The sequence below is a fragment of the Streptomyces sp. NPDC085932 genome, assembly GCF_044540525.1.
GTDB classification, from domain to species: Bacteria; Actinomycetota; Actinomycetes; order Streptomycetales; family Streptomycetaceae; genus Streptomyces; species Streptomyces levis.
On sequence record NZ_JBITSJ010000010.1, the window covers coordinates 88,169 to 110,894 of the forward strand.

Sequence of the window (22,726 nt, forward strand, 5' to 3'; positions counted from 1 at the left end):
GGAACCATTTCATTCTCGGACCAGGAGCACCTGACGCGCGGCATGCGTGCACTTCGCGGCATCACCCCGGCGGCCATGCGGCGATCCGTCCGAACTGAGGCCGATTCGTGCAGCCCAGCGCAGCACGAACGTGCAGGAGAACTTCCGAGTGGTGTGCGAATACTCAGCAGACCGAGACGCGCAACACGAAGGAAGGCTCTGATGCGAGACTTCACCCATACTGCCGGTTCCTCTCGGATCATCTTCGGTGCGGGAACGCTAGGCCGCCTGCGCGACGAGCTGGAACGGCTGGGGTGCCGACGTGCCTGGCTTGTGAGCACGCCTCAGCAAGGGGAGACGCTCGACCGTGCGCGGAAGATCCTGGGACCCCTTGTCGCTGGTGAGTTCCGCGATGCGGCGATGCACACACCAACCGATGTCACCGAGCTGGCACTCATGTCCCTGCAGGACAAATCCGCTGACTCTCTGGTAGCCGTGGGTGGTGGCTCGGCGATAGGCCTTTCCAAGGCTCTGGCTGCGCGCACAGGCTTTCCTCAAATCGTGGTACCCACAACTTACGCAGGATCAGAAGTCACCCCTATTCTGGGCGAGACGAGCAACGGAGTAAAGACGACCCGATCTGCGACCTCCGTCCTACCGAACGCAGTCATTTATGACGTGGACCTCACGCTCACTCTTCCCATCCCGTTCTCGGTCGCGAGCGGCCTGAACGCGATAGCTCACGCCGTCGAGGCCCTGTACTCTCCGGACGCCAACCCTGTGACCGACCGCCTTGCGCTCAGGGCCATATCTCTCCTCTCCACCTCTTTGCCGGAGATCGTCAAGGATCCCACCCTTCTTGAAGCGCGCGCCGACGCACTGGAGGGGGCATGGTTGGCGGGTACCTGCCTGGGCACCGTTGCCATGGGTTTGCACCACAGCTTGTGCCACACGCTCGGCGGGACCTTCGGACTTTCACACGCCGACACTCACGCCGTCCTACTCCCCTATGTGATGGCCTACAACGCGTCTGCCGTCCCGGAGGTCATGCACCGAATTGCTCGCGCCCTCGGCGTAGGTGACGCACCCACAGGCGTGCGTGATCTGTGTCAGGCTCTGCTCGGTCCTCTCACTTTGCGAGATCTTGGCATGGCCGAGGACGACCTGCCGAAGGCCGTTCAGCTCACTGCTTCGAAATCATGCGCCAACCCGCAGGACGTCAGCGCTCATGCCATTTCCTCGATCCTTGAGGACGCCTGGCACGGCCGTCCACCGGAACCCGCCGACCGGCTCGCTGCGGAGCTGTACAAGCTGACGGAGACGGTGGTTGCGAGTTTTGAAGCAGCTCCCGATCCCCGCGTCAGAAGCCTGCTCACCGATCTGGTCCGTCGCCTGCATGAATTTGTGTCAGTAAACGACCTGACTCAGGACGAGTGGAATTACGCCATCGGTTTCCTCACCCGCGCCGGCCAGCTGTGCAGTGATACTAGACAGGAGTTCGTCCTGCTTTCCGACGCCTTGGGAATTTCCAGCGCCGTCGACATACTCAGCAACTCGCGAACGACCGGCAGCACACCCTCTGCCGTCCTTGGTCCCTTCTACCTGGAAGGGCCGCCATCCCTCTCGAACGGATCCGATATTGCCGAAGGCCTGGCGGGTACCCCTCTGTTCGTCTCGGTCAGCGTCAAGGATCTCGCTGGGAATCCGCTGCCCGACGCAGTGGTGGACGTGTGGCAGTCCAACGATGAGGGCTTCTACGACGTTCAGCTGACCGATCTGACAGGGCCTTCCCTGAGGGCGCGCTTCCGTGCTGACGCCGAGGGACGTGTGGCCTTCCGGTCGATTCTTCCTTCCGAATATCCGATTCCTGCTGACGGCCCTGTGGGACAGATGCTCCGATCTACGGGCCGCCATCCGTACCGTGCTCCCCATCTTCACTTCATGATCGATGCGCCGGGACAGCAACGTCTGGTCACCCAGCTGTTTGTTGCCCGTGGTGCGTACATCGACGGAGATGCGGTGTTCGGGGTAAAGGACGCTCTCGTCGTGGAATTTCCCGAACATCACGGACCAACCCCGGACGGCCTGTCGGTGAACGGCACATGGCGCTCGCTCGACTACACGTTCCGTCTCGCGCCTATTCCCGGAGACAATTCATGAGCGAAACCGTGTATGACACCGACGTCCTGGTCGTCGGCAGTGGCCCGGCAGGGTCCGCCGCTGCCCTCCTGCTTGCCGAGTACGGAATACGTGCCACCCTCGTGAGTAAGTATGGCTGGGTTGCCAACACCCCCCGCGCGCACATCACGAACCAACGCACTCTGGAAGTGCTGCGAGATCTCGACTTGGAGGCCGATGCTCTGGCAGCGGGAACGCCGCAGCAGATGATGGGCGACACTGTGCTGTGCACCTCGCTGGCAGGTGAAGAAATCGGCAGAATTCGATCATGGGGTACGGGCGAAGATCTCCTCACCGAGTATGCCGCGGCGAGCCCGTGCCCCATGATCGATCTTCCGCAGACGTACCTTGAACCCATCCTTGTGACCAATGCCGCCAAGCGCGGTGCCAAGGTGCGATTTGACACCGAGTTCATCGAACTCACACAGGATACGAACGGCGTCACCGCCCATCTTCGCGATCGGCTGCGCAAGGATCGGTTCGCCGTGCGGGCTCGATACCTCATCGGTGCCGACGGCGCTCGCAGTCGCGTCGCGGAACAGATCGGCCTCCCTTTCAGTGGGATGGAAGGAAAGGCCGGCAGCATGAACATCGTCTTCAAGGCCGACTTGGGCGCCTACGTCGCCCACCGGCCCAGTGTTCTGTACTGGGTCATGCGCCCCGGAGCCGAGACCGGCGGGATCGGAATGGGCCTCATCCGTATGGTTCGGCCCTGGAACGAGTGGCTACTCACCTGGGGGTACGACATCGAGCGTCAGCCTCCGCAACTCGATGAGGCTGACGCCCGCCGCATCGTGCACGACCTGATCGGCGATGAGTCGATCGACGTCGAAATCACCTCCACCTCACTGTGGACGGTGAATCACAGCTACGCCACGACCTATTCAGCCGGCCGTGTCTTCTGTGCCGGAGACGCCGTGCATCGTCACCCGCCATCCAATGGGCTGGGATCCAATACATCCGTACAGGATACCTATAACCTCTGCTGGAAGCTGGCCATGGTCCTCCGGGGGCATGCAGGCACGGCACTGCTCGATACCTACAGCGCGGAACGCGCCCCTGTTGGTCGGCAGATCGTTGACAGGGCCAACCTGAGCCGGGACCAGTTCGGCCCCATCTTCCAGGCTCTGGGTATCAGTGGCGGCAGCGACCAGGACGGTATCACCCGTGCTCTTGAAGCCTGTCGCGCAGAGGATGCGATCGGCGCGATACGACGCCGCGAGCTTGAAGCAGCCATCTCGCTCAAGAACTATGAGTTCAATGCTCACGGTGTAGAAATGAATCAGCGTTACGCATCTTCGTCCGTCCTGGACGATGACTGCGGACCCGAGGTCTTCTCGCGAGATGCAGAGCTCTACCACCAGCCCACTACCCGGCCTGGCGCGAAGCTACCGCATTTCTGGCTGGTCGATGCCGATGGCCGTCGTATCTCATCCCTGGATCTTGTGGGGAGGGGCCGCTTCACTCTTCTCACTGGCGCCTCCGGCACTGTATGGGAAGCCGCAGTGCGCAAATGCGTTGAAGATATCCAGCTCCCACTGGCGCTGGTACGCATCGGCTCATCCGGCGTGCGTGACGCCTATGGGGAATGGCACCGAGCGCGGGAGACGGAGGAGAGCGGCTGCCTGCTCATCCGCCCGGATGGTTATGTAGCGTGGCGGAAGCCGTCCGCGCCACCGAGCGACAGCAATGCATACGAGCAACTGCGCGCGGCTCTGTTTGCGGTACTGCACCGCTCTGACGACGGAAACCCCAGGAACTCGGCGTTGCCTCCGACATCGGAAAGGTAGGGGCTTTCCGGGCCTCTACCCATGCCCACCCAAGGAGTATCCCATGACGTCTCTCTTCGATGCCTCGCATCCTCAAGTTCCCCGGCGAACGGCTATTGGGACGATTATCGCCGCTGCCTCAGCGGTTGGTGTGCCTCTCACTGCATGCACACCCCAACTCAAGAAGACCGATGGCTCGGGCGGAAGCGGAGCCGCCACGGTACGCATTGGCTATGTCAGCCCTCAGACCGGACCTTTGGCGCCGTTCGGTGAAGCCGACAGCTACGTCATTGATGCCCTGCGCGCCCACTTCGAGGCCAAGGGCGCGCGCGTCGGTGGAAAGAGAGTGGATGTCGAAATAGTCGTCAAAGACAGCCGTTCAGATGCAAAGCGCGCGGGTGACGTGGCTGCTGATCTGATCCTTCGGGACAAAGTGCACCTGGTGCTTGTCGCCTCAACTCCTGACACGACCAACCCAGTGGCTGACCAGTGTGAGGCGCATGGTGTTCCCTGCATCTCAACCGTTGCCCCCTGGCAACCATACTTTTTCGGCCGTAACGGAAATCTGTCGAAACCGTTTCGTTGGACCTATCACTTTTTCTGGGGCTTGGAGGACGTTCAGGCTGTCTTCAGAGATATGTGGAAGGCGATACCGACAAACAAGCGGATCGGCGCACTGTGGCCCAATGACCCTGATGGCAACGCGTGGGGAGACGCAAAGACCGGATTCCCGCCATTTGCCCGCAAAGTGGGTTACTCGATGGCCGACCCCGGGCGTTATGCCACCGGTACCCAAGATTTTACGGCACAGATTTCGCGGTACAAGTCAGAAGGCACTGACATCCTGATCGGCGTACCAGTACCCCCCGACTTCACGACCTTCTGGAAGCAGGCGGCGCAGCAAGGCTTTCGCCCCAAGGTGGCCACTGTCGGCAAGGCGCTGCTGTTCCCGTCAACGCTTCAGTCGCTCGGGGAACTCGGCGAAAATTTGGGGACCGAGGTTTGGTGGAGTCCTCGGCACCCCTTCCACAGTTCACTTACCGGAGAATCCGCTGAACAGCTTGCGAAAACGTACACGGAGAAGTTCGGGAAACCCTGGACTCAGCCGATTGGTTTCGTGCATGCGCTCTTCGAAGTGGCTGTAGCAGCACTGCACAACGCCTCCGCACCCGATGACCGCTCCGGCATCGCCTCCTCGCTCGCGCGGCTGAAACTCAGCACGGTGGTCGGCCCTCTGGACTGGACGAAGGGACCGGCGCCGGGCGTGGCCAAGACGCCTCTCGTGGGTGGACAGTGGCGTCGCCGCCCCGATGGCCAGTACGACCTTGTCATCGTGAGTAACAGCGAGCACCCCCGGATTCCCGCCGGCGGGCGGATGGAGGCACTGTCATGACCGCCCCAATCCTGCAGGTCCAAGGGCTCAGCAAACGCTTCGGTCACGTGGTGGTGGCTGAGAATGTCACCTTTGAGGTGCAACAGGGCGAGGCCCTCGGCATCGTAGGGCCCAATGGCGCGGGCAAATCTACGTTGCTGAACCTCATCGCCGGCACAGTAAGACCCGATAGCGGTAACGTCCGCCTGTCCGGACGGTCCGTCACCCGGGAGAGTGCGGCAACGCGATGCCGGGCCGGCATCGGCCGCAGCTACCAGATTCCGCGGCCGTTCTCCGACATGTCCGTCTTCGAGAACGTTCTTGTTGCCACCACTTTTGGCGCCGGCACACGAGGGGCAAACGCTCGGAACGCTGCCCTACGGTGTCTTGAACGCACGGGACTGGACTCTCGGGCCGATGAGCCTGCCGGAACACTGCGTCTTCTCGACCGCAAGCGGCTTGAGTTGGCCCGGGCACTGGCCACCCGTCCTGACATCGTGCTTCTTGACGAAATCGCCGGTGGCCTGGCTCAGCCGGAACTCCCCCAACTCGTGCAGACGATCCGTCAGGTGCAAGCGGAGGGAGTGGCGGTCGTATGGATCGAACACGTCGTGCAGGCGCTCATGGCCGTCGCCGACCGCCTGATGTGCCTGGCCCAGGGACGTGTCCTGGCCATAGGGGAGCCGAAGGCCGTCATGGACTCCGCCGAGGTGCGCACGGTGTATCTCGGCACGGATCCAGGAGTGGAGATGGCGTGAACATCCTTGAGTTGGATCGGCTCCAGGTCTGTTACGGCGAGTTCCGCGCCTTGTCCGACGTCACGCTCACTGTCGCGGAAGGCGAAACGCTGGCCGTACTGGGCGCCAACGGGGCCGGCAAGTCCACTCTGCTCAGGACGCTTGCCGGCCTCCTGCAGCCGAACGAGGGCCACGTGCGCTACTGCGGCGAAGATCTCGCAGGCGTACCTGCTCACAAACGGGTTGGACGAGGCATCGCCCTGGTGCCCGAAGGACGGCGCCTCTTTGGCAGCTTGACTGTGGAGGACAACCTGCGGGTGGGTGGGGTCCGCACTCGGCAAGGCCCATGGACTCTGCGGACTGTGTGTGACCTCCTCCCTCTCCTCGCCGAGCTGAAGAAGCGACCGGCGTCGAGTTTGTCAGGGGGTGAGCAACAAGCGGTGGCCATCGGGCGCGCCCTCATGAGCAACCCGAGGCTGCTGCTTCTGGACGAGGTATCGCTGGGTCTCGCCCCCGTGGTGGTCAAGGGCCTTTATGCGGCGCTACCCGACATCACCGCCGCAGGCACCACGGTGCTCGTCGTCGAGCAGAACATGGTCCAGGCGATGGCTGTCGCCGATCGAGTCCACTGCCTCCTTGAGGGGCGCACGTCTCTTGTCGGCCATGTGAAGGACGTCACGCCGGAACAGGTGGCACAAGCCTATTTCGGCACCACGCAGGAGGAGGCATCATGACTCTCCTCAATGCCATCGTTCAGGGAATCCTCCTGGGCGGCCTGTACGCCCTCTTCGCCACGGGACTGTCCTTGGTCTTCGGCGTCATGCGACTGGTTAATCTGGCCCACGGCGATTTCGCAGTGCTCGCTGCTTATGCCGCACTGTTGTTGGTACAGGGCTGGGACATGCCTGTCCTTCTTTCGCTCGTCATCGTAGTGCCAGGTATGGCGTTGTTGGGGTACGTGATCCACCGCTCACTGCTGCAGCGCACCGTTCAACCCAGTCCGTTGCCTGCCCTGCTCGTCACTTTCGGATTGTCCATCATGATGCAGAACCTGTTGCTGGAGTGGTTCTCCGCTGACCAGCACAGACTGAACCTTGGTACCTTTGAGACTGCCAGCTTGCCCATGATGTCCGGCTTGACGATCGGATACCTACCGCTTCTGGTCTTCGTCGTGGCAGTCGCGTCGCTTGGAGCCCTATCGATATTTCTGCGGCGCACGATGTCGGGTCGGGTCATGCGCGCCACGAGCGACGACCAGGAAGCTGCCCAACTCGCCGGTGTCGACAACAGACATGTTTACGCCGTCGCCATCGCCATCGCCATCGCCACTGTTGGGCTGGCCGGCGTGTTCAGCGGCATAGGGACCAACTTCAGTCCAAGTTCCGGACCGATACTTCTGATCTTCGCCTTCGAAGCGGTAATCATCGGCGGGCTGGGGAGCTTGTGGGGCACGCTGCTGGGCGGAATCGTATTGGGAGTGGCGCAAAACATCGGTGCCTGGATCGATCCGACTCAACAGGTTCTGGTAGGTCATCTGGTGTTCCTACTCGTACTCGCACTGCGTCCCAGTGGTCTTCTCCGCAAAGGAGCTCTGTCATGAACCACTCCACGCGCTCCACGCGGGTAGCGACATGCATTCTGACGTCTGTTGTGATGGCACTGGCCGTGCTGCCCTATCTCGTGGCGCCCAGCGGCTACTTCCGGTTGACGGATCTGTGCATTTATATCCTCCTGGCCACCATGTGGAACCTCCTGGCGGGCTACGCGGGGATGGTTTCGGTGGGCCAGCAGGCATACATAGGAATCGGCGCGTACGCCTTGGTATGGCTGTGCGACCACGTGGGTCTCTCCCTGCTCTTCGCCGTTCCGGTAGCGGTGCTTCTGGCTGGTGCGGTCGCCTTCCCGGTGTCGTTCCTCGTCTTCCGGCTCACCGGTGGATACTTCGCCATCGGTACGTGGGTCGTGGCCGAGGTGATCCGCTTGCTCACCGTGCAGTCGGACACTCTCGGCGCAGGGTCAGGGATGTCCTTGCAAGGTCTCTCCGGAACTGACTCCGACCTCCGCATCGCGCTTGTCTATTGGTCCGCTCTCGTCACGTGCGTCGTAAGCGTAGTTATCGTGTTCCTCCTTGTCCGCTCCCGCTTTGGGCTCGCTCTCCGGGCGGTCCGCGACGAGCCGACCGCTGCGATGAGCAACGGAGTCAGCGTTGCGCGAGTCAAGAGAGTCGTGTTCGTTGTCACCGCGGCCGGTTGCGGCGCTGGTGGAGCCCTGGTGGCGATGAGCACACTGCGAGTTCAGCCGGACAGTGCCTACGGAGTGCAGTGGACTGCTTTCATGCTCTTCATGGTGGTAGTCGGCGGCGTCGGCACATTGGAAGGACCGATCCTCGGAGCGATCATCTTCTTCGTCTTTCAGGAGTGGCTGAGCAGCTTTGGATCTCTCTACTTGGTGTTCCTCGGCGCACTCGCGATCGCGGTGACTCTCTTCGCACCACGGGGTCTGTGGGGGCTACTTACCCGTGGCCGCTTTCCGCTCTTCTCCGTTTCCTCCAGGGCGGTTGTCCCAACTCGCCGCAAAGTACAAGCACTTTCGGAGGACGGTCGTGCGTGACACCGAAGCCCGTGTCTTGGCGCGTTCTTCTCCGGTGAGTACTGTTCCATCTGAAAGGACCTCGTAGCGATGGACAAGGTCTGGGCCACCGCCGCGGACGCGGTCGCCGATATTTTTGACGGGGCGACATTGGCCGTCGGAGGGTTCGGCCTCGCGGGGGTACCGGCTGAACTCATAGCAGCCTTGCAGATCTCCGGCACAACTGGGCTGCACGTGGTGTCCAACAACTGTGGCGCTGACGGCTACGGCCTAGCCACCCTTCTGGCCACAGGACGCATAGCCCGGGTCACCGGCTCTTACATCGGGGGTAACCAGGAGTTCGCCCGCCAGTACCTCGCGGGTGAACTCGAGCTGGAGCTGATCCCGCAAGGCACTCTCGCGGAGCGATTGCGAGCCGGTGGAGCCGGCATACCCGCCTTCTATACTCCTGCTGGAGTCGGCACGCTCGTGGCCGCTGGCGGCCTTCCGTGGCGCTACGACGGTACTGGCCAGGTTGCCGTGGCGTCTCCGCCCAAGGAAGTCCGCACCTTCAACAGTGTCGACTATGTGCTGGAGCGCGGGATCTCCGCGGATTTCGCCCTCGTGAGGGCCGCGCGGGGCGACAGGCATGGCAACCTGGTGTTCGCCAAGTCCGCCCGGAACTTCAATCCTCTTGCCGCCATGGCCGGTCGTGTCACGATTGCCGAAGTCGAGAAAATCGTTGAGCCCGGGCAGCTTGATCCTGACGAGGTGCACCTGCCCGGAGTGTTCGTCCAGCGAGTCGTGGCACTCAACGGTGAGCAGGCCGCCACCAAATACATCGAGCACCGCACGACCCGGAAGGCGGATTGATGGCCTGGACGCGTGACCAAATGGCAGCTCGCACGGCGCACGAGCTGCGTAACGGTGAGTACGTCAACCTCGGCATCGGGTTGCCGACGATGATCCCCGATCATCTGCCCGACGGGGTACAAGTAGTGCTTCACTCAGAAAACGGCATCATGGGAACCGGGCCGTACCCGAACGAACATCAGGTCGACCCGGACTTGATCAATGCCGGCAAGGAAACGGTCACCGTTCTCGCGGGCGCCTCCTTCTTCGATTCTGCGATGTCGTTTGCGATGATCCGCGGCGGCCACATCGACACTGCTGTCCTCGGTGCCATGCAGGTTTCAGTTCGCGGCGACCTTGCCAACTGGGCCGTCCCAGGCAAGCTGGTCACAGGCATCGGCGGCGCGATGGATCTCGTGCACGGCGCCCGCCGCGTCCTCGTCATCATGACCCATACCGCCAAGGACGGCACACCCAAGCTCGTGGAGGAGTGCACCCTGCCGCTGACCGGAAGGGCATGTGTCCAACGTGTCATCACTGATCTGGCCGTCCTCGACATCACGGCGGGTGGTCTGAGTCTCGTCGAATGCGCCCCCGGCGTGAGTATCGATGACGTGCGCAACGCGACCGACGCTGAGATACATGTACACGGAGGGTCCAGTGCGCTCTGGGATCACGACGAGGGTGTGCACCTGCCCCGAACAGATCTACACTGAGCTGATCGCTGACGGAGAAGTCGCCCGTCCTGCCATCGCGGGCGCGATAGGACATCCCTTCGCTTCCGGCTGATACCTCGCCCTGCCGCTGCGCTTCCGAGTCGCGAACGCCATCAACTCCCAGCCCGCGAAGGCAACGCAGCACCGCTGGCAGGGCAAGCGGTAACCCTGGTCCGGCTAAGAGGCCTCACAAAGGCGTTGGGCGTGGCGGTGGGGTGTCAGGCAGGTGGCGAGGCCGAGGAATGCTTCGCGGATGTCGTCGGGTCGTTCCCGGCGGCTGCGCAGTCGGCGGAAGCTGTGGCAGGAGATGGTGCGTTCGAGGACCCAGTGGAAGATGCCCGGGCGGAGCCGTGCGGCTGGCCGCGTTCGGCGATCACCGGGCGGATGCCGCGCTTTCAGAGCAAGCGCCGGTGCTTGTCGTGGTCCTAGCCACGGTCGGCCAACAGCGCGTCCGGCCGCCGGCGTGGTCGGCCGACGCCACCGGCAATGGCGGGGATCTTGTCGAGCAGGGGCAGCACTTGGGTGACGCCGTTGCGGTTGCCGCCGGTCAGGGATACTGCGAGCGGGATGCCCTCAGCGTCCGTGAGGGAAGTGATGCTTGGTGCCCGGCCGCGCGCGGTCGACACGGCTGGGTCCGCTCTTGGGTCCCGCCGAGCGGCCCTGATGTGGGAGGAGTCGATCACCGACCGGGACCCGCCGTTTGTCCGCTGACCGCAGCTCCTTCAGCAGCACAGGTGCAGCTGGTCCCACACGCCAGCCCGTTGCAGGCCGCCAGATGCCGCCAGATGCCGCCAGCAGGTCATGCCCGATCCGAAGCCCAGTTCCGGCGGCAGGTACTCCCACTGGCCGCACAGGGCTTGCCGGTCCGGCACCCGTTGCCGGCCCGCGACCAGGTTCGGGCCCGGCTCCGGCAGCGACGGTTCGCTCAACGACCACAGCTCATCCGTGACGATCCACGGTCGCGACTGTCGCTGCCCACGACCACACCAACGAGCAGGCAGCCCGACAGTCACATGATCAACGACTTCTGCTGGGGCCAGTAAGTCGATCAAGCGTTGGCACTTCATCGCGTCGACGACAGGAAGGGACTGCCGCTCGTGGCCATGGTCACCCCGAGCTATGCGCGCGAGAGGATGCCGCGCGATGTTCTCCACCGGCTTGTCGAGGACTTGGCCCACGCCGGACTCGAACTGAGCGACTGGGCCACTGACTTCCGGACCCTCACCGTAGATACCGGTCCCCCGCCCTGAATGACAACCGGGGATCATGGTGCTGCCCGCCGATGAGGCCCGCCGTTGGATCACGCATATCCGACGCGTGGTCCGCGACTACGGACATCACCCGCGGCACTGCGAGACCCAGGTCGGACACGAATTCGATGCCCCTTCGGCTGCCCCAGCCGACGCCTGAAGCTCTCGTAACCGGGCCCAGCGGCACTCCCGAGATGGACTGCTTGCCCAGGTTGAACCGGTCTCGCTCACCCAGCCCTGATCACACACACGACCCGGCTGTTAACAAACCGGAAGGCAAGCCTGCCGAGGGCCGCGACGTCACCCACGTTTAGGTCTTTCCGGATTGGTGTCGGCCGGCCAGGCAGCGGTGTAACGATCGGCGGTCAGTCCCCCGGTCGGTACAGAGCGAGACCCGAGGCAGCGATCCACCCAACGCCGCGGCTTCTTGCGATAGAGGCCGGGCACCTCGGCGGCCATCCATATGCCAGCCCCGCCCAGAAGGCGAGGGGCCCCGACCCTGGTGACGAGACGCACTCCTGATGCGGCGGCAACTCCGAGCCACCTTCATCGAGGATCAGCAGGGCGGCCATACCGATCGACACCATCCCCGCGGGAGCGGCCAGCTCCAGCCAAGGCTGACCCGTCACAGCTCTGACGGCGGCCCAGGCCAGGCAGGCGATGCCATGCGAGCGAAGGACGGACTGCCTTCGGCGAGCTCGATCAGCTCGCGAAATCCGACCAGGCCAGCCCGGCGGATGCGGCCACGTACCACAAACCTCAGGTCGGCCACTCATCATCAGTCGGCAGCACAACCCGGGATGGTCCACTGGCCCGCCCCGGAGTCGCCGGCCTTGTGGCTGATGGCCCCACCACGCAGGGTGCATGCCATGGCGGGCGTTCTCGTCATGAAAGCCGGCCGTTTCACCTGACTGGACAGCCACTCGTCAAGACCGACACCGCTCGAGGCCTCACGTTGGCTTGGTGTGCACCACTGTGCGGTGCGCGATGCCACGAGGGACGCGGAACGGCTCAATGGTGGGCCGAGTCAACGGCTTCCGAGGGCCGACGACTGATGAGGGCCACAAGCGCACGGACAGTCGCTGCAGCGGCGAACCCGAGCTGATCGGCAACGTTGCACAGCGAGAGGTTCCGCTACGACGGAGGATCGGACAGCACGGATGCAGGCCGCGAATCCTCACGTACCGGTGGGGAGCAGCATGAGCGAAACTTGCCAGTCGCAGGCGGAGGCAGCGGAATGCAGGTCTGCGGAGCACCCACGCCCCCGCCCGCGATGCGACGCCTGGAGGACCTTGCGTCTCAGCCCGTTCTCACGCCAACCAGGCAGACGTGACTACTGGCCGGTTGTCAGTTGCGGCAGTCAGCCGACGAATATGGCCTTCGGGTTTCCGATGAACCAAACATTTTCAATCACCAAACGGCGAATAAGCCATCGGTTATTCTCCCGCACCAGGTCCACGTCATAGAGGTTCTTCAGCAGGGCATACGTCCGGCGATCTTCAATGAGTACGTGTTGCGCCTCGACAAGAGCTGTCAGGCCGGCCTCATCTGCGCTCAGAGAAATCCGGGGATTGGAGACGGTATGCGTAGTATCAATTCGACCCGCAAACAATCCCAGGATGTTATCCACGATAACACTCCGTCCGCTAAATAGAACCGGCTCCGTGCCGATTTTTTCAGCTGCGGGACGGAAGTCGAGTTCAGCGTCAGGAGTGAAGGCGGCGAGGAATAGCTCTCGGTCCTTCAGATCCTGCCCCAAAGCGAACCGGTAGAGGGCGTCTGCAATCTCCGCTCGGTGCCGGATCTCCTGGACGAGGTGATCTTCGCCGACCGACGGGATTGCGCAGTGGGTGGTGACATACATGAACGCAAGTTCAGCACTCGATCTCGAGTATGCCCAGGCGAGGCAGGGGTGATTCAGGGCGAGAAGGGGATGATGGCCGTGAAGCGATCATTCACCTGAGCCTGCGTTCCTCGGGCCAGCCGGGGACGAGCGAACGGAGAGCGACGCGACCGCTCCACTGAAGGGGGGAGCACAGGAAGTGTCCGTCTCGACCGCCCCAGGGCTTCCCTGCGGGCAAGGCAGTCCCGAGGCCCAAGCCCTGAAAACAGCCTCCTACGATCGGCCTGCCGAACCTGAGAGCCCACGAAGTGCACCAGCGGCAAAGCAGAAGCGCCCATGAAGGCAGCCGCCATGGCGTAGACCTGCAGCGTGTTCCCCGCGGCGAGCGCTGCGGGAAGTTGATAGCCCATCCATGGGACGGCTGCGATCACTCCGCCGCAAGCAGTCGCACGTCCGTCTTCACTCCGAACCGACCAGAACAAGGGGATCGCCAGGACCAGGAACGGCCAGTACAGATGCCAGACAGGATGCAAAGCTCCTGTTCCTGCGAAGAGCGGCATCTTCCTGCACACCTACAACCACCACCGCTGCCACACCGCACTCGGCAGCCAGCCACCCATCAGCCGCGTGAACAACGCTCCGGGGCAATACACCTAGGGCACCGGAGGGAGAGGGCAGCCTGGGAGGAATTGGGCGCCTCGGCGTTCCGGCGACATCGATACCCCTACCCACGCCACGACCGAGCACTGGGGAAATTCTCTAGTCCTTCCAGCTTCTCCCATTTCCAAGGGGGGTGCAGTGAGCCACGACCCGTACGTCCCTCACCCAGGCGCTCTGAGACCTAGTCGACATCGTCAAACGGGCGGGCAAGCAACGGCAAATTGGCGGCCTGATGCCTATTTTCCACCCCTAGCTTCCTGTAAATATTCCGGGAATGAGTCTTTACGGTATTGATCGACAGGAATAGATCAGCGGCAATCTCCCGCAGCGTCAGGCGACTGCGAAGATATTGGAGTATCAGCATCTCCCGCTCACTGAGCAGGTCGACTGGTGCAGGAGCGACTCCCTCTGGGGTAACCTCCGTGGCAACTGAATTTCGGAAATCTGCCAGCCCCATCGGGCTAGGCAGTTCCTCCAACTCGCGGTCTGCTTGCGCCAAGCGCGAGGCGGCTTCTTCGCCGTTGCCCACCCTTGACAGGACATCCGTAAGGTGAAGGAGCGCAAAAATTCTCATCGTCCGGTCTCCTCCAAGCCCTGGGGATGCGTCGACCAGACTCTCAAGCTTTCTCACAGATTCTGAGGGCGATACCTCAAACAAGGCGCGAAGTATGACACTCTCCGGAATGGTTCTCGGACTCGGTCGAATACCGCACTCGACCAGTGCATCCAGCATTCGATCATGCTCGTTCCGGGCCTCTTCCAGATCTCCCGACATGTAAGCCGCCAGACCGTGCAGCCCATTCAAGGAAACGCGAAGCGCCGGCGGAGGCAGGCGCCGCTCCCACCTTTCTGAGATTTCACTGATGACTGAAAGGCATTCAGCGAACTGTCCGGCGAGGAGAAGGCTGCGAGCCACAGCAATTCCGGCTTGCGTAGGTACCATGCGCGAGGTGAAAGCCGACTGGGGCCCGCCGGACAGGATACGCCGTCCGGAGCGCAGTGCCAGGGCGAGGTCACCTCGCTCGCGGGGGAGGCACAGGCGCCACACGTCGTCGGTGGCAGGACGCTCGGGATCAACAATATCCTGAATGTGCGCCCACCGATCACGTTCGTCGAACCGGCCGAGCGAGCACCAGAGATTCAGCCCTTGTTTGAGGAAGCGAGGGTTCTCCCTGATCACCTCGTCTGGTAGGGCGCTCAGCCAACGTTCCAGGGTAATGAGATGGCCCTCATCGTAATACGAATCGAACACCTTCTGCATCAGGCCGGCAGCCAGCCTGAAGTCGCAGGCCTTCATGGCATGCTCCACCGCATCCTCCGAATGCCCCACCCTTGCATGCCACTGCGCAGCGCGTTGGTGGAGAAAGCGGCTACGGGACGGGTTGGTCACTTCCAATCGCTGGGCGAGACTCTGCTGGAACATCCGCTGATAATGCAGCCACGCTCCCGTCTCGTCCTCGAACACCAGGAAGAGGCCGTCGCGTCGCACCTGGTCGACCAGATGAGCGGAGTCGTCCTGATCACGTACGAAGTCCGCCAGGGTGACGGAGAATCGTCCGAGCGTGGCCGTATCGAGGAGAAAATCGCGCGTGCTTGCCGACAAGTCACGCCACACGTTCTCCAGTAGATACTCGTGGGCCTCGTTTCGATCTCTCGCCAGGAAATCTATTATTCTTCCTATGTCGTTTCCTGAGCGAGCATGCGCGCTTGCAAGGGCTACTCCTCCGGCCCACCCGCCCGTCGCCGAGGTGAGAGCCGCAGCATCAGCCGGTGTGGCATCGACACCGAATGCATTCCGCAGCAGGCTTAGCGTCTCGTGCTCATTGAAGCGCAAGTCGGACCAATTGAATACAGTGAGTCGCCCCGCGAGGAGGAGACGCTCCAATCGCCATGGCGGGCGACCGCGGCTGGCCACGACAACGGTAAGGTGCTCCCCACACGACTTCGTCAAGAGTTCTATTCGGTCATGAATATCCCTGTTGACAATATGCTCGTACTCATCAAGTACGAGAACAGGCCTATAAGACGCCTTGATTATATGAGATGAAAGAGCAGCGACATACGAGTCACTTCCCGGCGCTGCGTCTCGTGAAAGCGTAAGGAGCTCTTCGCCTGCAGTCGCGTTGACCAAGGCTCCCACGATGTGACGCCACAGACGGGGCGGATCGTTGTCACCCCTATCTATGGTTACCCAAGCGAGCGGCCTGCTCTCCACCGCCGACCATTGCATGAGCGCTGCAGTCTTACCGATTCCACTGGGCCCTACGACAAGCACGACCATGGATTTCTCGACTGCCACACGTATCCGGTCGACGAGTGCCGGCCGCAGGACCACGGGCGAAAGTGGCCTCGGCACTTGGACCTTGGCTCCGATCAGCCCATCACCCTGCACGGACCACGAACGTGCGTGGCGCGTTGGTACCTCACTCATGTAGTCACGATAGTCCGGCCAAGCACTCAGCGCGCCCTCCTGGACCACTTATCGGTGGTTTGACCATCGCCTCGTGGCAGTACCAGGGCTCACCTCATGGACCTCTCGTCCGCCGTCACCGGCCAAGCCGAGAGACGCCAGAAGTCATGGATCATGCGCCTGCCGACCTGTCTCCATTCGCTGATCGCCTCATTCGTTTGATCGGCGGTCAGAGAGGTCGCAGTGGTGCTCGTGCCGGACGAACTGTGGTGCTTGGCTGAGCCGTTGCTGCCCGACCTTGTTGGTTCCGCATACGGGCGTCCAGAGGCAGCACATGTCGCGAGACCACCACTTCGGGTGCCCTCCCACCGGCACCCCGCCGCGGATCTCCTCAGATCTGCCACTGACGCCGCCCCAGCCAGGCGCGCTCCGTGCGGCGGAGGTCGCTGGCGAACGCCGAACGCTGACGTATCCGCGAACGGTGATCGCTGCAACGGCAGCCCTGCATCCCTAAGGTCGTGTCCGCAAAGTGCTGTGGTCGTTGGCTGGTTTGTGGTGCGTCGTCATGAGCTGACTGTTGAGTCGTGGGCCGTGATCGAGCCGTTGCTGGCCCCGCCGCGAATGGGCCGTCCGGTGCGGGATCGCCGTCAGGTGGTCAACGGGATCCTGTGGAAGCTGTCCACCGGGGCGGCCTGGCGAGCCCTGCCCGAACGCTACGGGCCGTGGAAGACGGTCTACGAACGCTTCCGCCGCTGATCGGCCGACGGCACCTGGGACCGGCTCTGGCCCACGTCCAACAGCACTGCGACGCCGTTGATGCCGTCGACTGGAGCGTGGCATGCGTCGACTCCACGACCGTGCGGGCTCACCAGCACGCGGCCGGGGCCCGAAAAGGGGCCTCTGGCCGGGCGAGGCGATCGGCCGGTCCCGCGGCGGGCTGACCACCAAGATCCACCTCGCCTGCGACGGGCAGGGCCGACCGCTCGCTTTCACGATCACCGCCGGCAACGTCAACGACTGCACCCAGTTCGAGCAGGTCATGGCCCGCATCAGCGTCAGCCGATGCGGGCCCGGACCGCCCAGGACGCGACCCGAGCAGGTCGTCGCGGAGTAAGGGCTACTCGTCCACGAAGATCCGCTCCTACCTGCACAGGCGAGGCATCAAGGCCGCGACCCGGAACGGATCGACCAAGTCAACGGCCGCATCCGGCGCGGAGAAAAGCGCTGCCGGCTCGACCGGGCCGCCTACCGGCGACGCAACCTCGTCGAGCGCTGCTTCAACAAGCTCAACAAGGCCCTGGCCACCCGCTACGACAAACTCGCCCGCCACTACCAGACCCTGGTCACCATCGCCTGCCCACAACTCTGGCTTCCCTGACATTGCGGACACGACCTAGCGGTGCTCAAGCGGATATGGAAGGCGACTTGTCTCACGACGAGGACGCCACGCAGGCGGACGGCGTAACCGTGTCGAACTCGTCAAGGGCGACCTTGTGGCTCCGCCGCCGAGGACCGGTGCTGCTGGCACAATGGACGACGCCATGCACTCGGCCGACGACGCCACTGCCTGGTTGAGATCGTGGCGTCGTTGCATCTGCGGCCACCGCGCTGAGGCACCATGGGCTCATACCCGGCATCCCACGGCTGCGCGGCTGCGGGACATGACAGGTGAGCTGCGTCCGGCGTTGCTGGAGTTGCGCGCCGTGAAGTTCAGCAAGATGCGCTCGAGCCGCCCGCCAACTCCTTACTCGTGCCGCGGAGAATCTTCCGCACCGTCAGCCCGCCTTCCCCGCATGCGCGCCACAGTCTCGCGCAATACGCGCTCTTCTCGGACTGAGAAAGTGCGCTCGATCATAGTAAGAAACAGCATGCTGATCGTGTGCGAAGAGAATCCGCACGCGCATCCGGATGAAACATGGGCAGGACATGGCATCAGCTACTTTTCCTCCGATTTCGAAGTGCGGACCTGAGCGAAGAGTTGATCGGCTTCCTGTGTGAGCGAAATCCATCCTCACCATTCCTTATTCACCCTGCAGTCGTTGTTCCGAGCCGTCTACCAGCTGAAGGGATGAATGTAATCCCGGAAGGGGTGACCACCACCCACTCGAGGACGCCTTGGAGCAGATAATCCACTCGGGGCCACACCAAGATCGCCTCCACCACGATGAACCCGCCCAGGACCTTACGGCCTGGATGGCCAGCACGGCATGCCAGCATGCTCTTGTCTGATCACACGCTTCGACGCCGCACGCCATGCGTTGGCCGTATGTGTCTCCCCCACATGCAGGGCCTGCAGCCAGGTAAGGCGCAACAAGAAGCCGGCTTACGAAGTCGCGGAGACCAGCCCGCCTAGGCAGTAGGGAGCGGTCGCTCCGTCACCATGTACGGCGACTGGTCCGCTCTCGACCGCGGTCAGAACCTGAGCGGCTGGGCGGAACGCGTGGCCTGGGACGGCGAGAGCTCAGCGACCAACTGGGTCAGTATCTCCGTCCCTGGGTCGCTTTAGTCGCTTCTCCATCTCTGGTACATACTCTGACCTGGCGTGTTGCCACGCCCCTCAGGAGCGACTGACATGCGTCCGGTCACTTCCTCCAGTCGCTGAGGCGCGGGAGCCACTCCTCGCACCGTAGAGTGCCGACGCCGTCTGAGCGCAGCCTGTCGACGAAAGGCTTGCCGGCTCATGTCACCGCGGCACGCCACCAGCACGAAACGGCTGACTGGTGCAATGAACAGCCGCTCCCCCGCACCAGCCAGTAACCGTGCAGATAATGTCAATGCCTTCTGGGAGACATGGCATACCAGCAGAGCTCCGAGAGACGTTTCCGGAGCTCATATCTCGAATTCACTTGCAATTTATTGTATACATTAGCAAGGTGAAACTCGACCGTTTTAGTACTCACATAGAGTTCAGCAGCCATCTCTTTGTTGGTCATTCCACATGCCGTCAAATGAACAACCGCACGCTCTCGCGTGGACAGGCATGGAACCGCCATCACCGAAGCGTTCCACGCCGGCCCGCACGTTTCTATTGCTGTTTTCGAGAGCCAGCGGATCAGAGAGTCGTCGGTCCTGAATATTTCCGCGAGCGCACCATACAGTTTGCCAACAGGATTCTCACTGTTCGCGATACTGATATCCGAAATCCGATAGACCGCGAGTCTCGCGCGATCATCACATGGCTGCGTTGGTCTGCCATCACAACCTTGACGTGAGAATTCGACAAGTTCCACGAATTGACGAAGACTATGCACAGCGACCTCTGCCGCCTCATAAGCTGGACTCAGGCGATCAAACATGAATTCTTTTGACATTATCAATGAGACGCAGGAGTCGCGGATTTCTTCACTAAACACCATGAAGTTGAAAAACCGGTGACCGGTTCGCCTTTCCACAACCGACTGACCGGGACATTCAAGCAAGGTTGGGATCGCAGTAGAACATTACCCGCGCGGTGCGCTTTTGCGCCGGAATACCCCAGTTGGAAAACCAGAATGTAACGGTGTTCTCTCCAGGGAGATACTCTGGAATTTGCTCGGCACTGAAAGTGCCCGAGAAGAAGCCTTTTACGCTTGGGAACGCCTTCCATTTCAGCCAGTAGCTGAACTTGCGAATATCATCCCGCAGTAGTGGGTCTGCACTGACTCCTACCCCCTTACTGCTGCTGTTGTGGTATGTGGGCCACTCCGTCCCCGAGTCGGCCCGCACGTGATATCGGCGGGAGACGCACGAGTAGGTGCCCTTGTCGATCTCTCCGATAGACAGATTTTCGGTGACCGTTTTTGAATACGACTGCCACTGCCAGGAGACCGGTGAACCACCCTCTGACTGTACCAACCTCCCCGAAGGAGGAGCACTTATATTTTTCCCGCTGTGCACCGCTCGCAGGAAATTGTTGTGCGTTATATGAAATGCCTGGTTGGCCTGACCGTTACAGTGCCATTGAATCACGCGCGCGCCATCATAAGTCGACGCCTGTTCGACATCCAGACACAGACCGCTGTGCACATTGACGAGTGAAAACGATTCGTCACCGAGTCCCGAATCCTTCACCCGCCACTTTTGATTTCCTGCTCCATGGTAGGGCCAAGTCGCGATCTCGCCGCCAGGGGATGTACTGGCTTCCAGGACATCCCACGCTTCCGCACCCGTAGCGGCGCCAGTGCCCGAGTGCAGACTGACGATGTCATCATGGGCGAACACTTGGCGAGGGCTTTCACGGACCAGAGCATCCTGGGCCTGTGATGTGCCAGCGGCAGTCACGAGCAGACCCGCGGTCAGCAACAGTCCGGTGAGAACACCGGCGGCGCGCCTCGGCGACCTCTCACTGGAAATTGCCCTTACGATGAATGGGAATGAGGCGTCATGCGCAGAATTTACAACCAAGCGGGCCATACCATTGGGCCTGGGGTGGTTCACGACTTCGTATGCCGTCGAGTCGCGAGGCGCCCATTGGTCCTGCCACCCGATGCCGACCCGGGCACGCTCCTGCCGACCTGTGGTCACTAAATCCCATCCCAGGCCTGAGACATCGCCCCCGTCTCGATTGCGATCGCCCTGAACCATCTCCACCGTAGTGCTCTTGCCCCCACCGTTGGGCACGAGCAAGCCAAAGGTTTCGCCGCGCCGCACCGTCAGGCCGAATCCCTTGGCGGCATTCACCGCGCCGTAGCTCTTCCGCAGGCCTCGCACGCGCACCGCCACTTCGCTGGGTCCGGCGACGTCTGTGTGTCGTGTCATGTCAGGCAGTCTCATCTCTGCGCAAGCACAGACGGGACCACAGATCGGTCACTATTGCGTCCATCGAACGGCGGACATATGGACCCTAAGGCGTGCTCTGTAGGGGATGCGGTCTCGACTGAGCGGCGCCCTTGGGGCGGGCTGGATCTCGCTGGTGTCACGCGCGGGCGCGATCGTGCTCACCGGGGTGGCTGCTGCGGGGTCGGCCGGAGCGCCGGGGACGTGATCCCGCTGCTGCCCGCGTCCCGGGAAACGCCCCCGAACTGGTTCACGGCCGCGAACTCGTGAGCTCCGCCCTCGACGGCTCCCGCACCGCGATCAAGGAGCTCCGCGACCTGGTGCGTGGCATCCATCCACCCGCCATCAACGATGGCCTCGACGTCGCCCTGGAAGCCTTGGTACGGGTTACGTGTTGCCCGTAAGGCTGGACGTGAACCTGCTCCAACAGCCCGCAGAGGCAACCGAGACCATCGCGTACTTCTGCGCGGCCGAGTTCCTCACCAAAGCCGACAAGCACACAGACGCGACCCGTGCCGAAGTGGCGGCATGTGCGAAGGACGGGGCGCTGCACCTCTCCGTACACGACGACGGACGCGGCGGCGCACGACCATGCGCGGGCGGCGGTACAGGGCTGGCAGGATTGTCGGAGCGGGTCAGCACGGTGGACGGGTAGCTGCTGATCGACAGCCCCGTCGACAGCCCGACCACCGTCGCTGCCGAACTGCCGCTGGGCCGCAGGACCTAGGATCCGCCGCATGCGCATTGTGATTGCCGCAGACGCCGTCGTACGCGAGGGCCTGGTCCAGCTACTGCGTGACCGTGGCCTGGACGTCGCCGCCGCAGTGGACAACGCCGAGGCACTGCTCAAGGCAGTCCAGGAACACCGGCCGCGCGCCGCTATCGCGGACATTCGCATGCCGCCCACCCGCCGCGACGAAGGACTGCGCGCCGCGCGCACCCTGCGCGAGCGCCATCCGGACCTCGGGGTGCTGCTCTTTTCGCAGTAAGTGGAAACGCGCTACGTCAACCGGCTCGCCGCCACAGGCCTGGCCGGCTCCGGCTATCTACTCAAGGGACGCGTCGTTGACGTCGTCGACTTCATCGACGCCCTCCCGGAGGTGGTCTCGAAACTGTTGGCCGCCCAGCACACGGTAGATGGCCTGGTGTTGTTGACCACACGCGAGCGCTAAGTCCTCGCGCTCATGGCTGAGGACCGCACAAATGCGTCGATCGCCGACGGGCTCGCCATCTCCCAGCGCGCGGTAGAAAAGCACACAGCGAGCATCATCACCAAGCTGAACCTGCTGCGCACGCAGGCCAGCCATCGGCGGGTCCTTGCGGTGCTGCGGTATCTGCAGGGTGAGGACTGAAGACGGCAGGCCGAAGCACGGACTCCAGTCAAGGCTGGGCTGGCACCGCTGGCCCCTGAATGGACCTTGGCATGGCACGACGAATGCCTACGCCTGCAGCGCCGCTCGACATGGCAGGACCGTTGCGACCCCAACGGCTTCCTTCTCGATCACAGTGCTGTGTCGGTTGGGGGTGGAACACGCCGGCGTTCAACATGATACCCATGCTAGATAATCTTACGTAAGATGGTTTCAAGTTATAGTTGTCGACTGGAGATCTGTGCCTGTGGTGACCTGGCCTTCTCT

16 protein-coding genes and 2 pseudogenes are annotated in these 22,726 nt (G+C 62.6%); 12 read left to right on the forward strand and 6 right to left on the reverse strand.

What is annotated here, in order from left to right; genetic code table 11:
- The first annotated feature begins 201 nt into the window (after positions 1–201).
- The 9 genes from ACIGAQ_RS36575 to ACIGAQ_RS36615 all read left to right on the forward strand — a co-directional run bounded on the left by ACIGAQ_RS36575 (position 202) and on the right by ACIGAQ_RS36615 (position 10,171).
- Positions 202–2,139, forward strand: coding sequence for a maleylacetate reductase and hydroxyquinol 1,2-dioxygenase domain-containing protein (locus ACIGAQ_RS36575; protein WP_399790791.1), 1,938 nt, complete (start codon positions 202–204; stop codon positions 2,137–2,139).
- Positions 2,136–3,947, forward strand: a complete 1,812-nt coding sequence (locus tag ACIGAQ_RS36580) for an FAD-dependent oxidoreductase (RefSeq protein ID WP_399790794.1) — start codon at positions 2,136–2,138, stop codon at positions 3,945–3,947. Before ACIGAQ_RS36575 ends, ACIGAQ_RS36580 begins: the two co-directional genes overlap by 4 nt.
- A 43-nt stretch (positions 3,948–3,990) precedes the next feature.
- The gene (locus tag ACIGAQ_RS36585) at positions 3,991–5,319 is read left to right on the forward strand and encodes an ABC transporter substrate-binding protein (RefSeq protein WP_399790798.1); all 1,329 of its coding nucleotides are present in this window, start codon (positions 3,991–3,993) and stop codon (positions 5,317–5,319) included.
- Positions 5,316–6,056 (forward strand): ABC transporter ATP-binding protein, encoded by a 741-nt coding sequence (locus tag ACIGAQ_RS36590; RefSeq protein WP_399790800.1) that lies wholly within the window; start codon positions 5,316–5,318, stop codon positions 6,054–6,056. Before ACIGAQ_RS36585 ends, ACIGAQ_RS36590 begins: the two co-directional genes overlap by 4 nt.
- Positions 6,053–6,769 (forward strand): ABC transporter ATP-binding protein, encoded by a 717-nt coding sequence (locus tag ACIGAQ_RS36595; protein ID WP_399790803.1) that lies wholly within the window; start codon positions 6,053–6,055, stop codon positions 6,767–6,769. Before ACIGAQ_RS36590 ends, ACIGAQ_RS36595 begins: the two co-directional genes overlap by 4 nt.
- Positions 6,766–7,635 (forward strand): branched-chain amino acid ABC transporter permease, encoded by an 870-nt coding sequence (locus tag ACIGAQ_RS36600; RefSeq protein ID WP_399790806.1) that lies wholly within the window; start codon positions 6,766–6,768, stop codon positions 7,633–7,635. The genes ACIGAQ_RS36595 and ACIGAQ_RS36600 overlap by 4 nt, the downstream gene beginning before the upstream one ends.
- Entirely contained in the window at positions 7,632–8,645 is a 1,014-nt protein-coding gene (locus ACIGAQ_RS36605) for a branched-chain amino acid ABC transporter permease (RefSeq protein ID WP_399790809.1), read from the forward strand. Before ACIGAQ_RS36600 ends, ACIGAQ_RS36605 begins: the two co-directional genes overlap by 4 nt.
- Positions 8,646–8,714: 69 nt before the next feature.
- The gene (locus ACIGAQ_RS36610) at positions 8,715–9,476 is read left to right on the forward strand and encodes a CoA transferase subunit A (protein ID WP_399790812.1); all 762 of its coding nucleotides are present in this window, start codon (positions 8,715–8,717) and stop codon (positions 9,474–9,476) included.
- Positions 9,476–10,171, forward strand: a complete 696-nt coding sequence (locus ACIGAQ_RS36615) for a CoA transferase subunit B (protein WP_399790815.1) — start codon at positions 9,476–9,478, stop codon at positions 10,169–10,171. The genes ACIGAQ_RS36610 and ACIGAQ_RS36615 overlap by 1 nt, the downstream gene beginning before the upstream one ends.
- 425 nt (positions 10,172–10,596) lie before the next feature.
- Here the strand turns inward: ACIGAQ_RS36615 and ACIGAQ_RS36620 are convergent, their stop codons facing one another.
- From ACIGAQ_RS36620 to ACIGAQ_RS36635, 4 genes are all read right to left on the reverse strand, one after another.
- On the reverse strand, positions 10,597–10,854 hold the full coding sequence (locus ACIGAQ_RS36620) for a transposase (RefSeq protein ID WP_399790818.1): 258 nt from the start codon (positions 10,852–10,854) through the stop codon (positions 10,597–10,599).
- Between the two features lie 39 nt (positions 10,855–10,893).
- Positions 10,894–11,349 carry a transposase gene (locus ACIGAQ_RS36625; RefSeq protein ID WP_399790821.1) on the reverse strand — a complete coding sequence of 152 codons (456 nt, stop codon included), beginning with the start codon at positions 11,347–11,349 and terminating at the stop codon, positions 10,894–10,896.
- 1,432 nt (positions 11,350–12,781) lie between these two features.
- Positions 12,782–13,285 (reverse strand): nuclear transport factor 2 family protein, encoded by a 504-nt coding sequence (locus ACIGAQ_RS36630; RefSeq protein WP_399790824.1) that lies wholly within the window; start codon positions 13,283–13,285, stop codon positions 12,782–12,784.
- An 820-nt stretch (positions 13,286–14,105) separates the two neighbouring features.
- Positions 14,106–15,539 carry a LuxR C-terminal-related transcriptional regulator gene (locus ACIGAQ_RS36635; protein WP_399790827.1) on the reverse strand — a complete coding sequence of 478 codons (1,434 nt, stop codon included), beginning with the start codon at positions 15,537–15,539 and terminating at the stop codon, positions 14,106–14,108.
- A 1,329-nt stretch (positions 15,540–16,868) separates the two neighbouring features.
- Between ACIGAQ_RS36635 and ACIGAQ_RS36640 the strand changes: the two are divergent.
- A pseudogene (locus ACIGAQ_RS36640) lies at positions 16,869–17,712 on the forward strand (IS5 family transposase).
- Positions 17,713–19,105: 1,393 nt separating this feature from the next.
- Here the strand turns inward: ACIGAQ_RS36640 and ACIGAQ_RS36645 are convergent.
- Together ACIGAQ_RS36645 and ACIGAQ_RS36650 are read right to left on the reverse strand one after the other, a co-directional pair.
- On the reverse strand, positions 19,106–19,690 hold the full coding sequence (locus tag ACIGAQ_RS36645) for a helix-turn-helix transcriptional regulator (RefSeq protein ID WP_399790847.1): 585 nt from the start codon (positions 19,688–19,690) through the stop codon (positions 19,106–19,108).
- Between the two features lie 55 nt (positions 19,691–19,745).
- Positions 19,746–21,071, reverse strand: coding sequence for an RICIN domain-containing protein (locus tag ACIGAQ_RS36650; RefSeq protein WP_399790830.1), 1,326 nt, complete (start codon positions 21,069–21,071; stop codon positions 19,746–19,748).
- 430 nt (positions 21,072–21,501) lie between these two features.
- Here ACIGAQ_RS36650 and ACIGAQ_RS36655 point away from each other — a divergent pair, with 430 nt between their 5' ends.
- Complete coding sequence (locus ACIGAQ_RS36655; RefSeq protein ID WP_399790833.1) at positions 21,502–21,744, forward strand: hypothetical protein; 243 nt, start codon at positions 21,502–21,504, stop codon at positions 21,742–21,744.
- A gap of 82 nt (positions 21,745–21,826) precedes the next feature.
- Positions 21,827–22,441: pseudogene (locus ACIGAQ_RS36660) on the forward strand (response regulator).
- Positions 22,442–22,726: the final 285 nt, after the last annotated feature.

Coding starts and splice junctions, on each gene's coding strand:
- ACIGAQ_RS36575 (WP_399790791.1), top strand. CDS start 202: ATGCGAGACTTCACCCATACTGCCGGTTCCTCTCGGATCATCTTCGGT.
- ACIGAQ_RS36580 (WP_399790794.1), top strand. CDS start 2,136: ATGAGCGAAACCGTGTATGACACCGACGTCCTGGTCGTCGGCAGTGGC.
- ACIGAQ_RS36585 (WP_399790798.1), top strand. CDS start 3,991: ATGACGTCTCTCTTCGATGCCTCGCATCCTCAAGTTCCCCGGCGAACG.
- ACIGAQ_RS36590 (WP_399790800.1), top strand. CDS start 5,316: ATGACCGCCCCAATCCTGCAGGTCCAAGGGCTCAGCAAACGCTTCGGT.
- ACIGAQ_RS36600 (WP_399790806.1), top strand. CDS start 6,766: ATGACTCTCCTCAATGCCATCGTTCAGGGAATCCTCCTGGGCGGCCTG.
- ACIGAQ_RS36605 (WP_399790809.1), top strand. CDS start 7,632: ATGAACCACTCCACGCGCTCCACGCGGGTAGCGACATGCATTCTGACG.
- ACIGAQ_RS36610 (WP_399790812.1), top strand. CDS start 8,715: ATGGACAAGGTCTGGGCCACCGCCGCGGACGCGGTCGCCGATATTTTT.
- ACIGAQ_RS36615 (WP_399790815.1), top strand. CDS start 9,476: ATGGCCTGGACGCGTGACCAAATGGCAGCTCGCACGGCGCACGAGCTG.
- ACIGAQ_RS36630 (WP_399790824.1), bottom strand. CDS start 13,285: ATGTATGTCACCACCCACTGCGCAATCCCGTCGGTCGGCGAAGATCAC.
- ACIGAQ_RS36645 (WP_399790847.1), bottom strand. CDS start 19,690: ATGGTGTTTAGTGAAGAAATCCGCGACTCCTGCGTCTCATTGATAATG.
- ACIGAQ_RS36650 (WP_399790830.1), bottom strand. CDS start 21,071: ATGACACGACACACAGACGTCGCCGGACCCAGCGAAGTGGCGGTGCGC.